We start from the raw sequence: 12,988 nt of genomic DNA on the forward strand, positions 1-12,988 counted from the left end.
TGGCATGTCCGCAGACCGATCGGCTTTTGCCTTTCGGTGCGGGTAACGGAGAATTCGATGGCGAACGAGAATGACAGCTTCATCCGCGAAGTGAACGAGCAGATCCGCTCAGAAAAATTGAGCAACTTCTGGGGTCGTTACGGCGCGGTCGTGATTGGCGCTGCCGTTTTGATCGTGCTCGCTTCTGCGGGCGCAGGCATTTACGAATATTGGAGCAACAGCCGGGCTTCGGCGTCTGGCGACCAGTTCTCCAACGCGTTGAAGCTTGCCTCCGAGGGCAAGAATGACGAAGCGTTGAAGGCACTCACGGAACTGGAAAGCGCCGGCCACGGCGAGTACCCGATCCTCGCCAAGTTCCGCGCTGCAACGCTCCTCGCACAGAAGGGCAATGCCGCTGGCGCTATCGCAGCCTTTACTGCGATTGGCAACGATTCCAGCGCGCCGCAGATTTTCCGTGACATGGCAAAGGTGCGCGCGGCGTTCCTTCTGATTGACAATGGCACATATGAGCAGGTGTCGGCAGAGGTGGAAGCGCTGTCCAGCGATGGCCAGCCGCTGCGCAACTCCGCACGTGAGGCGCTTGGTCTTGCCGCTTACAAGGCCGGCAATCTTGCCCAGGCGAAGCAGTGGTTCGAACTCATTACCAGTGATTCCCAGGCGCCGCGCAATGTGGCGAACCGGGCGCAGGTCCTGCTCGATAATATTGCCGCATCCGGCAAGGCAGCGTAAATTCTCATTTCCTGCAGGGACGGGCGGTCATAAGGATCGCCGCGAACTGCATCGGTTTTCTGTTGAAGGCGTCGGACCGGAGCCCGTTGGGTTTCCGGTCCGACGCTATAGAAGTTAGGGCACTATCATGACCTTCACCGTCGCCATCGTCGGACGTCCGAATGTCGGCAAATCCACGCTTTTCAACCGTCTGGTTGGCAAGAAGCTGGCGCTTGTGGATGACACGCCAGGCGTGACCCGCGACCGTCGTCCGGGCGACGCAAAGCTTGTGGATCTGCGTTTCACCATCATCGATACCGCGGGTCTCGAGCAATCCGCACCGGAGACGCTGCAGGGTCGCATGTGGGCGCAGACGGAAGAGGCGATCGAGGAGGCCGATCTGACGCTTTTCGTCGTCGACGCCAAATACGGGCTGACACCGGCCGACCAGACGCTGGGCGAAATGCTGCGCCGTCGCGGCAAGCCGGTCGTGCTGGTTGCCAACAAATCCGAAGCCCGCGGCTCCGATGGCGGTTTCTATGATGCCTATACGCTCGGTCTTGGCGAGCCATGCCCGATTTCTGCCGAGCACGGGCAGGGCATGATCGATCTGCGCGACGCCATCGTTGCCGCGATCGGTGAAGATGTCGCCTTCCCGCCGGAAGACGATTTCGAAGAGGCTGAAACCGACGTCGTGCTTTCCGGTGAAGAGGAAGAAGACGAGGATTACGAGCCCGCCTATGACGATACCAAGCCGTTGCGCGTTGCGATCATCGGTCGGCCGAATGCCGGCAAGTCGACGCTGATCAACCGCTTTCTCGGTGAAGACCGTCTTCTGACCGGTCCGGAAGCCGGCATCACGCGCGACAGTATCTCGGTCGAGTGGGATTGGCGCGGCCGCACGATCAAGATGTTCGACACGGCTGGCATGCGTCGCAAGGCGAAGGTGACCGAGAAGCTGGAGAAGCTTTCGGTGGCGGATTCGTTGCGCTCCATCCGTTTCGCCGAAACCGTCGTCATCGTCTTCGATTCCACCATTCCTTTCGAGAAGCAGGATTTGCAGCTCGTCGATCTGGTCATCCGCGAAGGCCGCGCTGCGGTGCTCGCTTTCAACAAGTGGGATCTGGTCGAGGATGCACAGGCGTTTCTCGCTGATCTGCGCGAGAAGACCGAGCGCCTTCTGCCGCAGGCGCGCGGCATTCGCGCCGTGCCAATTTCCGGCCAGACGGGCTATGGCCTCGACCGGCTGATGCAGAGCATCATCGACACCGACAAGGTGTGGAACCGCCGTATCTCCACCGCCAAGCTCAATCGCTGGCTGGATATGCAGGTCACACAGCATCCGCCGCCGGCCGTGTCGGGCCGTCGTCTGCGGCTGAAATACATGACGCAGGTCAAAGCACGGCCACCGGCCTTCATGATCTCCTGCACACGGCCCGAGGCCATTCCGGAATCTTACACGCGCTATCTGGTGAACGGTCTGCGCAAGGATTTCGACATGCCGGGCGTGCCGATCCGGGTGCATTATCGTGGGTCCGACAATCCCTTCGAGCATAAGGCGAAGAAGCGCTAGTCAGGGGTTTGGCTCGCTGAGGGCCGCCTCACACTCCGTGATCATTGGGCTTAACCCGAGGATCATGTTTTCAAACGCTTACGGGTGGGGCTATGGATCCTCGGGTCGAGCCCGAGGATGACGGCAGAGGATTTGGGGACGTGGGAGAGGACATCTCTCCTCCCTGTGCCGAGATCATGGCGTGATGCTCGCGCTCGTCTTGTAAATTTCAAATGTCAGGTCAAACATCATGCTGATCAAGCAGAGCGATTATCATCGCATCTATCGCGTCATCAACAGCCTGCTTCTCAACGAGAACGCCGATCCCGCGACGGCATCGATGTATTTCAGCACATTTGGTGCCTTCATTCTGGAGCATCACTACAAGGTGAAGGCGAAGCCGAAGGGTGGGCTGTCGGCTTATAATCTTGGCGGCACGATGCTGCTGTTTGCCGATCATCGCGAGGACGGCCATGTGACAGGTGCTGGCGAGAACTTTCACTGCTGGGTGGAGGCAGATGGCTGGGCGATCGATTTCATGGCGCCGGCTTTTCCGCAAGCGGCAGACGGCCTCTCGGTTCCGCCGAAGATGTTCCAGAAGCCTTTGTCATCCATGGCCTCTTCCATCAACGACCTGGCCCAGTCGGGCGACTTCTTCTTCAAGCATGAGGCAGAGGCCATGGCGCAGCGCTTCGCCGATTGGCGCAAGCATGGAATGATCGGCGATCTCGCTTCGATTGCCGCCGGCTGGTTTCGCAAGTCTCCCAAGCAGATGCAAAGCGAGATTTCCGTCAACGACAGCAATGGCAAGAGCCGCACGATCCCGCTCGCAGGCAATATGCTGAACGGCGCTTGGTGAGCTAAAGCATGCGCGCAAAACTGTGCGGCGGTTTTGCGATAAGTGGACGGCCTGCGTAACCTCGCGGCAGCCGCCTGACGTCAATCAGCAGCCCGACCCCGTTCTAAAGATAACGGCAGTCGCGTCCTGACGCCTTCTGACAGCAATGGGCTCGTGCGTCCACTGAAAATGCAGGCAATTTGCCTGTAATCCGCTCACATCGCATGGGCGGCGCAGAAGCCTGGAAGGCGGCTTGCGGCAGCAGAGGTCACGTTGTCGAGAAACTGGCGGGACGCCTTTTCCCAGGAATAGTTGCGTGACACGGCAAGGGCTGCTTCCGGGGAGCAATCGAGTGCGGCAAGGCAGGCCTTGCGCAAATCCGAGCTAAGCGCACCGGCCTTCGGGTGGCCACCGAGAATATCAAGCGGGCCGGTCACCGGGAAGGCTGCGACCGGTACGCCGCTCGAGAGTGCTTCGAGAATGGTGTTTCCGAAGGTGTCTGTCTTGGACGGAAAGACAAAGACGTCGGCCTGCGCATAGGCTTTCGCCAGGTCCTCGCCGGTCTTCACGCCGGTGAAGAGCACATCGGGATGTTTCTGCTGAAGCTCGGCGCGGGCAGGGCCGTCACCGACAACGACCTTTGAGCCCGGCAGATCGAGATCGAGAAACTCCGGCAGGTTCTTTTCCACCGAAACGCGGCCAATGGTCATGAAGATCGGGCGAGGGAGGCCGAAGGGACGCTCCTCCTTCTGTCTGGGACGGAAGAGCTTGGCGTCGATGCCGCGGCTCCAGCGTTTGAGGTTCTTCACGCCTTTGGATTGGAGCTCCGTTTCGAGGCTCGGCGTTGCCACCATGCAGGCGCTACCGCCATTGTGGAACCAGCGCACGAAGCCGTAGAGCCAGCTTTCCGGCACGGGGAAGCGGGCCGCCACATATTCTGGAAAACGCGTGTGGTAGCTGGTGGAAAAGCCCATGCCGTGCTTGATGCACCAGCGGCGCGCCATGAAGCCGAGCGGACCTTCCGTCGCAATATGCACATAGGATGGCTGGCTCTTCTCGATTTCCTTCGAAACCCGGCGATAGCTCGCGACGGAAAGGCGAATTTCCGGATAGGTGGGGCAGGGAATGGAGTGGAAGCTCTGCGGCGTCACCATGCGAACCTCGACGCCCATGCGTTCAAGCTCGACATTGGTGTTCTCGATGGAGCGCACCACGCCGTTGACCTGGGGATGCCATGCATCCGTGACGATGGTAATTCTGGTCATGCCGTGCCGACCCTCGCCGCTTGCGACTCTCCGGTGATCCACCGGCCTTCGGGTATATGCGACAGGCGTGTTACAGCATCATGTCAGCGGATTCAAAGCGGATGGCGAAGTTTGATATTCGCTCATCACGCTTCAAATCCTGGTCTTTTCGGATGTCGTTATCGCAAAACCGCTGCATGCGTTTGCGCGACGTCCTTCAGGCTTTCGGCAGCAGGTCCGGGCTGATCAGCGCGCCGTGGTGGCCGATGACGGTGGCGGCAGCCTTGGCGGCGAAAGTGGCCGCTTCTTCGGGTGTGCTGCCGGTGACGAAGCGGGACAGGAAGGCGCCGTTGAAGCTGTCTCCGGCACTCGTCGTATCCACCACCTTTACGGCCTGCTCGGCAGGCGCGTGGCTGCGCTCACCGCCGAAATCGAGCGTTGCGCCCTTTGCGCCATCTTTCACCACAATGTTGGCGACGCCGAGCGCGCGATAGCGCGCGATGGTCGCCTCCACATCCGTGTCACCAAAGTTACCAGCCTCGTCGTCGAAGCTTGGCATGACGAGCGTGGCAGCGCGCGCACCATTGGTGATCGTCTCCAGCATGATCTCGCGGTTGGCCCAAAGCCGCGGGCGGATATTGGGATCGAACACGACCTGCTTGCCGGACGCCTTGGCGCGGCGCAGTTCGGAGAGGAATGTGTCGACCGCAATCGGTGTGGCGAGAATGGCAAGGGTAATGCCGGAGAAATAGACGATGTCGGCCGCGTCGATAGTCTCGCGCAGATGATCGGCATCAGCCGCCAGCTGGCGGGCGGCAGAGGTGCTGCGCCAATAGCTGAAGGTGCGCTCACCGTCTTTCAGGTTGATGAGGTAGAGGCCAGGCGTGCCGCCCGCAATTCGGGAGATATACTGCGTGCCGATGCCGGCACCCTCGATGAAGGACAGCATCTCCTGCGACAGGGGATCGTCACCCAGCGCGGTGAAATAATCCACCGACCAGTCCTGCTGCAGGCAGGCGCGTGCATACCAGGCGGTGTTCAGCGTGTCTCCGGCAAAGCCCTTGCGCAGCAGGCCGTCACCGGCTTGCGAAAGCTCCACCATGCATTCGCCGATCGAAAGAAACCGTCCACCCACTGCACTCTCCTCCTGTCGTGACGCTTCGCCATTACGACGCCGTGGGCCGGCTTGCAAGGGCGGCGAAAGCCGATTGCGGGTCTCTTCTCACATTCGACAAGCATTGGCCGTTTACGGATCAATCCGGGCTTTATATGGTTGGGCAGCTTCACTTTGGAGATCGTTCATGCCGCAAGCCACGTCTACCACCGGACACAGAGTTCACGATGCAGACTGGTGGAGGGGAGCGGTCATATATCAGGTCTACCCGCGCTCGTTTCAGGATACGACGGGGGATGGTTTCGGTGACCTGGCGGGGATTACCAAGCATCTGCCCTATATCCATGCGCTTGGTGTGGATGGCATCTGGCTCTCGCCCTTCTTTACTTCGCCCATGGCGGATATGGGCTACGACGTTTCCGATTACTGCAATGTCGATCCGCTGTTCGGGACGCTTGCGGATTTCGATGAACTGATCACCGAGGCGCACAAGCTTGGCCTGAAAGTCATCATCGACCAGGTGATCTCGCACACATCCGATCAGCATCCCTGGTTCAAGGAAAGCCGGACCAGCCGCACCAATGCGAAAGCGGACTGGTATGTCTGGGCAAACCCGAAGCCGGATGGAACGGCGCCCACCAATTGGCTCTCGGTCTTTGGCGGTCCGGCCTGGGAATGGGATGGCGTGCGCAAGCAATATTACATGCACAACTTCCTCGGCTCGCAACCGGATCTCAATTTTCACAATCCGGACGTTCAGGACGCGCTTCTGGACACCGTCAGGTTCTGGCTGGAGCGGGGTGTCGACGGCTTCCGGCTGGATACGGTCAACTACTACTTCCACGACAAGTTGTTGCGCGATAACCCGCCGCATGAGCCGGATAGCGACGATGCCGGTCTCGACGCGCCGGACGTCAATCCCTACGGCATGCAGAGCCATCTCTATGACAAGACGCAGGTGGAGAACCTCGCCTTCCTCAAGCGCTTCCGCGCTCTGCTGGACGAGTATGAGGGACGGATGACGGTCGGCGAGGTGGGCGATGGTGCGCGCTCACTCAAAACCGTCGCCGCCTATACGGCGGATAACGACAAGCTCAACATGTGCTACACGTTCGATCTGTTGGGGCCGGATTTCACCGCCAGCCATATTCGCGGTGCCGTCGATGGCTTCCAGAAAGCCGTAACCGATGGCTGGGTCTGCTGGGCTTTTTCCAACCACGACGTTGTCCGTCATCTCAGCCGCTTTGCCGAAAGTGTGGAAGAGCAGATCCGCGTGGCAAAGCTTTCCGTCTGCGTGCTGGCATCCCTGCGCGGCTCCATCTGCCTTTATCAGGGTGAAGAGCTGGCGCTAACGGAGGCGGATCTTGCCTTTGAGGATCTGCGCGATCCTTACGGCATTCGCTTCTGGCCGGCTTTCAAGGGCCGCGATGGGTGCCGCACGCCGATGGTGTGGGAGACGGGCAAGCCGCATGCCGGTTTCACTGCCGCCGAAAAGCCGTGGCTGCCGGTTCCTTACGCTCATGCCATGCTGGCGGCGGACGGGCAGGAGCGGAAATCGGACTCGGTTCTCAATCATTACAAGGCGATGCTGGCCTTCCGTCGCAGCCATGCGGGCCTTCGCGATGGCGACATGACGTTTCTCGATACGAATCAGGATCTGCTCGTGTTCACGCGTGAAAAAAACGGCGAGAGCCTGCTCTTCGTCTTCAACCTTACGCGTCAGCCGGTCGATTTTCGCCTTCCGCCGGAGTTTCGCGTCGTCGAGCATCTGGCAATGCCCGGGTTTGAGCCGGCCTTCGATGTCGATACGGTGAAGCTGGAGCCGCTGGATGCGTTCTGTGCGCGGATCGAGCGGTCGTAATTCGGTAGATCACGGACATGTGGCCTCAGAGGAGGCCCTTCGTCATTTCGGTGTCGAGGCTGAGGATAAAGCGACGCAGCAATGTCCTGTCGAACTGGCCCTCGCGATCCATCATCCAGGACAGAGCCTGCTGTGAGGACCAGCCCTTCTTATAGGAACGGGCGGATGTGAGGGCATCGAACACATCGCAGATCGTGCTCATGCGCACCTCCGGGCTGATCTGCGCGCCGGAGAGGCCTTGCGGATAGCCTCTGCCATCAATCCGCTCATGATGGAATCGACAGATATCCAGTACCAGTTCCGGCATATCCGACTGTTTTTGCAAGATTTTGTAGCCAAGCTCGGGATGTTGCTCGACATATAATCGCTCTTCGGCGGTGAGCGGCCCCTGCTTGTGCAGAACCTCCCGCGGGATGGAAAGCTTGCCGACGTCGTGCAGGATTCCGGCAACGCAGAGCCGCTGGACTACGGCTTCATCCATTTCCAGCGATCGGGCAAAATGCGTGAGCAACGCCGCGACGGACAGCGAATGGACGAAGGTTGCGGTATCGCGTGACCGAAGGCGTGAGATCCCGATGTAAAGACCGGGGTTCTCGTCCATTGCCCGGCCGATATCGTCCGCAAGCGGCGCAAATGCATCGATGGCGATATCGCGACCGTCAAACACACCCTCGATGAGGCTTTTCGCTTCATCGGCCTGCGCGCTTATCTTTTGTGCGACGCGGCTCTTGTCTTCCTTGCTGGCAGTCCTGATCGTTTTCGGCACCGCACCGTCAACACCAGAGTCCGGGGCATTCGTGCCGAGCGCGGTGTTGATAAAAACACCGCTGATCTCACCATTCACGATGGCGGAGAGTTGCTTGGCGTTCTTTACGGTGAAACGGCGGCCAACAGCAGGGTCATCCTGCCAGGGGCCTTCTATGCCCTCGACAAACATGCCGATCTTGACTTGCTTTTTGTCGATGCGTTTGATGACCAAAGATTTCCTCCAGGTCGCCGGTCATTGAACGATCATCATATATACTTCCTCAGGCCTTAATTTACTATGATTTTGGCGCCCGCGGGAAATAGAATTAGACTATTTACTTATGATTGTCTCCGCGAGCAGGCACGTGTTCATCCTTCAGCCGTGATGAGCTTGAAAAGATCGACATCCACCAGGCCCTTATCGGAAATCTTCAGGTGAGGTATGACGGGAAGAGGCAGGAACGCCACCTGAAGGAAGGGTTCTTCCAGTGTCGTGCCCAGCGCATAGGCTGCCTGTCGCAGGGTGTGCAGCGTGTCGCGTACGGTCTCATAGGGCTCCAGGCTCATCAGACCGGCAACGGGAAGGGCGATTTCACCGGTGATCTTTCCGTTTTCCGCCACGACGAAGCCGCCCTTGATCTCTCCGAGACGATTGGCAGCGAGCGCCATGTCATCTTCGCTGACGCCCACGACGCAGATATTGTGGCTGTCATGGCCGACGGTGGAGGCGATGGCGCCTTTCTTAAGGCCGAAGCCCTGAACGAAGCCGTTGGCGTGATTGCCGTTCTTGCCGTGCCGCTCGATGACGGCCACCTTGATGATGTCGTTGTCGAGATCGACGCTCGTCTGGTTGCCGTCGCTCGGTAGCTTGTAGCGGCGATGTTCGGTGATGATTTTGCCCGGCAATACGCCGAGAACGGACGTTTTGCCTTCCGTTACCGGCACGCCAAAATGGGCGGCGAGCACCCGCCTTGCCTTGACGCTGTCGAGGCCGACCGGAGCAACCGATTTGCGGGTGGCGAAAAGCGCGTCCGTGACGCGTCTGCCGGCGGAGAAGACCATGGAGGCCTTGCAGTTCTGCAGCGTATCGATCACCACCAAATCGGCTCGCCAGCCTGGCGCGACGAGGCCACGATCGCGCAAGCCGAAGGCTTTGGCTGCCGAAATCGATGCGGCGCGGTAGACGGCCAGCGGCTGAACGCCATTGGCGATGGCGGTGCGGATCATGTAGTCCAGATGACCCTGTTCGGCGATATCGAGGGGATTGCGGTCGTCGGTGCAGAGCGCCAGATAGGGCGACAGGCGCTCGGTGATGATCGGCATCAGCGCGTGCAGGTCTTTCGATACCGACCCTTCACGGACCAGAATATGCACGCCCTTGCGGATCTTTTCGAGCGCTTCCTTGGCGCTGGTGCATTCATGCTCGGTGCGGATGCCGGTCGACAGATAGCCGTTGAGCCCGGTGCCGGACAGAAGCGGCGCGTGGCCGTCGATATGCTGTCCCTGAAACGCCTCGAGTTTCGCCATGCAGATCGGATCCTTATGGATCACGCCGGGGAAATTCATGAATTCCGCAAGGCCGATGACCTGTGGATGATCGCGGAAGGGCAGGAGCTTTTCGATCGGCAGATCCGCGCCAGCGGTTTCCAGATGGGTGGCGGGCACGCAGGAGGAAAGCTGCACGCGGATATCCATGATGGTCTCGAGCGAGGAATCCAGGAAGAACTGGATACCCTCCGCGCCGAGCACATTGGCGATTTCATGCGGATCGCAGATCACGGTCGTCACACCATAGGGCAGAACACAGCGGTCGAATTCGTGCGGTGTGACCAGCGAAGATTCGATGTGAAGATGGGTGTCGATGAAGCCCGGCACGACGATCTGGCCGGAGATGTCGATCTCCTCGACGCCGTGATAGGTCTCGCAGGTGCCGACGATCGTATCGCCGCAGATCGCAATATCGGACGCGACGAGTTCACCGGTGACCAGATCGAAGAAGCGTCCGCCCTTCAGAACGATATCCGCCTTCTTACGTCCGGTTCCCTGGTCGATCTTGCGTTCGAGTTTCGATACCACGCGTCACCTCATTTCGATTCTGTGCTTTGCGACAATTAAGCCTGGAAAGCGCTTTTCATGCAAAAAGAAAACCGGGCGCGTTGAGCGCGCCCGGTCCGATCAGCTTGTCTTTCGGTTGCGGTCACCATCCTCGCGCTTAATCCGCGGAGGAGAGGCGGCACCTTATTCGGCCGAAACGATCTTGCCGCCCTGCCACTTGTAGAGCGAGAAGGCCTGCGAGGTCAGGTCGCCTGTTTCGCCATAGGTCAGCTTGCCGATGGCTGTCGGGATCGGCTCGCCGCCCTTCAGCGCTGCAGCAACCGCTTCGGAATCCTCGGCAGAGCCAGCCTTTTCGATACCGGCTTTGAGAACTTCCACGGCGGCATAGGCATTCAGGGTGAAGGCTTCGGCCGGAATGTTGGCGGCCTTCAACGCGTCAGCGGCGGCCTTGGAGTCCGCGCTCTTCGTTGCGTCGGAAGCATTGGTGAAGATGGTGCCATCTGCCGCGGTGCCGCCGATATTGGCGAATTCGGAGTTGGAAAGGCCGTCACCGGCGATCACGGTTGCCTTCGCGCCGATGTCGTGCAACTGGCGCACCAGAAGACCGGCTTCCGGATGGTAACCGCCGAAATAGACGACGTCCACGCCCTCGGACTTGAGACGGGCGGTGAGCGCGCTCAGATCCTTTTCGCCCGGTGTCAGCGCGTCATACATGACTTCCGTCACGCCGCCGGCATTCAAGGTCTTCTTGAAGGCGTCGGCAAGGCCCTTACCGTAAGCGCCCTTGTCGTGAATGATGGCGATCTGACGGTCCTTCAGCTGCGCCAGAACGAACTTCGCAGCCACTTCTGCCTGCTGGTCGTCACGACCGCAGGTGCGGAAGATGTTTGTTAGGCCGCGATTGGTGAGGTCCGGTGCCGTTGCTGTGGGTGTGACCATAACGACGCCGTTTTCAGCGAACACGTCGGAGGCCGGAATGGCAACGCCGGACGTGACTGGGCCGACGACAAATTTGATGCCGTCTGCAACCAGCTGGTTGGCGGCGGAAACGCCCTGCTTGGGTTCGCCGGCATCATCGGCAAGCTTCAGCACGATCTTCTCGCCGAGAATGCCGCCATTCTTGTTGATGACATCGACGGCAGTCTGCGCGCCGTTCTTCACCTGGTCGCCGTAAGCGGCAACCGGACCTGTGAGCGGCGCCACGAGACCGATGACGATCTCGGCATGCGCTGCGGGTGCAAAGGCCACGGAGGCGGCAAGCGCCAGGCCGGTCAAAATCTTGATTTTCATTCATTTCTCCTTGGGTTGGGCGCATCGCCCGATTCGGCCCGATACCGGCAACGTGCTCGCTGATACGAGGCGCCGTTCGTCAGGCAAAGGAGTGCCGTTTCACATTTGAATTCCGTACCCCAGTCTTGCTTTGTGACAAGGCGGTGGCGATTTAGCAAGTCGTGTTTGATCTGGAAGCGGCGCGTGGACGTAAAAGCCCTTGTAAAAGCTATGTGATCGCCGCCACAGTAGAGAGGCGAGGTTTGGTCTATGACAGCGCGATAAAGACTGGCTTTTCCATCTGGCGGGGAGGATATTATGACGATGCTATCGTCCGATGAAGAATTTCTGTCCCACCTGCCTGTCTTTCGACATTTCGAAGATGTCGCGGAGCCGGAACTCTATCGTCCGCTTCCCGATGGCTGGGCGCTGGCGCTTGCCGATATTGTCGATTCCACCGATGCCATTGCGCAAGGCCGGTACAAGTCCGTCAATATGGCGGGTGCTGGCGTCATCTCCGGCATCCTCAACGCCTTGGACCGCCATGATCTGCCCTTTGTTTTCGGCGGCGACGGTGCGGCTGTCGCCGTGCCGCCGCAGGCGATCGAAGCATCGCGCGCGGCGTTGTCAAAAGTCCGGCGGTGGGTGAGCGAGGATCTTGGCCTGACGCTGCGTGCAGCACTCGTGCCATTGACGGAGATCAGGGCCAATGGGCTGGATGTGCGCGTGGCGCGGTTTCAGGCGAGCGATGACGTGTCCTATGCGATGTTCTCCGGTGGCGGCAACAACTGGGCCGACATGCAGATGAAGGGCGGGCATTATCTTGTCGACGAGGCGGAGGCAGGCGACAGGCCTGATCTTTCCGGCCTGTCGTGCCGATGGAATCCCATACAGGCGCGCTATGGTGCGGTGGTGTCGATCATCGCCACCCCACGTCCGGGCGGAGACATGGCGGCCTTCCGTCGGCTGGTTGCCGATATCGTCACACTTGCGAATGAGGATGGTCGCGAAGGCCACCCCGTGCCTGTCGAGGGGCCGGCACTCGGTTTCATTCGTGAGGGGCTGGTGATGGAGGCCAAAGCGCTGTCCGGTCTCGGTGATCGTGTGTCGCAGTTTCGCAAAGGCTGTTGGGTGGCGTTCCAGACCGTTCTGATCACGGTGCTCTACTGGTTGCGAAAGCCGGTGGGGCGCTTCGACCCTGTTCAGTACAAGACGACTGTCGCGAGCAATACGGACTTTCGTAAGTTCGACGACGGGCTGAAGATGACGATCGATGTGGATGCAGACCGGCTTTCCCGCATCAAGGCACGGCTGGAAGGTGCGGAGCGTGACGGTGTCTGCTTTTATGGATTGCATGAGCAGGATGCGGCCCTGATGACCTGCGTCGTTCCGTCACCACTGTCACGCGATCACATGCATTTTGTCGATGGGGCTGCCGGTGGCTATGCACGTGCGGCGCAGATGCTGAAAGAGCGTTCGGCGTCATCAGTCTGAACGGTTGAGGTGCCTGCGTGGCTTGAGCACTAAAGACTCGTCTGGAGCGGCGCGCACCCCGTTTTCGGGCTTCTAAAGCGCGTCGAGATCTTTCAGATTCGCTCCT

10 protein-coding genes are annotated in these 12,988 nt (G+C 59.7%); 5 read left to right on the forward strand and 5 right to left on the reverse strand.

The window, feature by feature from the left end; all coding sequences use genetic code 11:
• Window positions 1-57 precede the first annotated feature (57 nt).
• From ACTJKV_RS06730 to ACTJKV_RS06740, 3 genes are all read left to right on the forward strand, one after another.
• Window positions 58-729 (forward strand): tetratricopeptide repeat protein, encoded by a 672-nt coding sequence (locus ACTJKV_RS06730; protein ID WP_274101968.1) that lies wholly within the window; start codon window positions 58-60, stop codon window positions 727-729.
• 127 nt (window positions 730-856) lie between these two features.
• Window positions 857-2,281 carry a ribosome biogenesis GTPase Der gene (gene der / locus ACTJKV_RS06735; protein WP_062426326.1) on the forward strand — a complete coding sequence of 475 codons (1,425 nt, stop codon included), beginning with the start codon at window positions 857-859 and terminating at the stop codon, window positions 2,279-2,281.
• 229 nt (window positions 2,282-2,510) lie between these two features.
• Window positions 2,511-3,119: a DUF2026 family protein gene (locus ACTJKV_RS06740; RefSeq protein WP_112521128.1), complete on the forward strand. Its 609-nt coding sequence runs from the start codon at window positions 2,511-2,513 to the stop codon at window positions 3,117-3,119.
• A gap of 194 nt (window positions 3,120-3,313) precedes the next feature.
• Here the strand turns inward: ACTJKV_RS06740 and ACTJKV_RS06745 are convergent, their stop codons facing one another.
• Together ACTJKV_RS06745 and ACTJKV_RS06750 are read right to left on the reverse strand one after the other, a co-directional pair.
• On the reverse strand, window positions 3,314-4,363 hold the full coding sequence (locus ACTJKV_RS06745; protein ID WP_062440160.1) for a bifunctional monoglucosyl/glucuronosyl diacylglycerol synthase: 1,050 nt from the start codon (window positions 4,361-4,363) through the stop codon (window positions 3,314-3,316).
• Between the two features lie 196 nt (window positions 4,364-4,559).
• Window positions 4,560-5,477, reverse strand: coding sequence for a sugar kinase (locus tag ACTJKV_RS06750; protein WP_274101970.1), 918 nt, complete (start codon window positions 5,475-5,477; stop codon window positions 4,560-4,562).
• A gap of 166 nt (window positions 5,478-5,643) precedes the next feature.
• Between ACTJKV_RS06750 and bglA the strand changes: the two genes are divergently transcribed.
• Window positions 5,644-7,317, forward strand: a complete 1,674-nt coding sequence (gene bglA, locus ACTJKV_RS06755) for a beta-galactosidase BglA (protein ID WP_274101972.1) — start codon at window positions 5,644-5,646, stop codon at window positions 7,315-7,317.
• Between the two features lie 25 nt (window positions 7,318-7,342).
• Here bglA and ACTJKV_RS06760 read toward each other — a convergent pair whose 3' ends face one another.
• The 3 genes from ACTJKV_RS06760 to ACTJKV_RS06770 all read right to left on the reverse strand — a co-directional run bounded on the left by ACTJKV_RS06760 (window position 7,343) and on the right by ACTJKV_RS06770 (window position 11,409).
• Window positions 7,343-8,296, reverse strand: a complete 954-nt coding sequence (locus ACTJKV_RS06760; RefSeq protein WP_274101974.1) for an HD-GYP domain-containing protein — start codon at window positions 8,294-8,296, stop codon at window positions 7,343-7,345.
• Between the two features lie 137 nt (window positions 8,297-8,433).
• The gene (gene ade / locus ACTJKV_RS06765; protein ID WP_274101975.1) at window positions 8,434-10,140 is read right to left on the reverse strand and encodes an adenine deaminase; all 1,707 of its coding nucleotides are present in this window, start codon (window positions 10,138-10,140) and stop codon (window positions 8,434-8,436) included.
• Window positions 10,141-10,302: 162 nt separating this feature from the next.
• On the reverse strand, window positions 10,303-11,409 hold the full coding sequence (locus ACTJKV_RS06770) for a branched-chain amino acid ABC transporter substrate-binding protein (RefSeq protein WP_274101976.1): 1,107 nt from the start codon (window positions 11,407-11,409) through the stop codon (window positions 10,303-10,305).
• A 303-nt stretch (window positions 11,410-11,712) separates the two neighbouring features.
• Between ACTJKV_RS06770 and ACTJKV_RS06775 the strand changes: the two genes are divergently transcribed.
• The gene (locus ACTJKV_RS06775) at window positions 11,713-12,882 is read left to right on the forward strand and encodes a DUF3095 domain-containing protein (protein ID WP_112521234.1); all 1,170 of its coding nucleotides are present in this window, start codon (window positions 11,713-11,715) and stop codon (window positions 12,880-12,882) included.
• Window positions 12,883-12,988: the final 106 nt, after the last annotated feature.

Origin of the sequence: Agrobacterium sp. 22117, assembly GCF_052045735.1 — a bacterium.
GTDB lineage: Bacteria > Pseudomonadota > Alphaproteobacteria > Rhizobiales > Rhizobiaceae > Agrobacterium > Agrobacterium cavarae.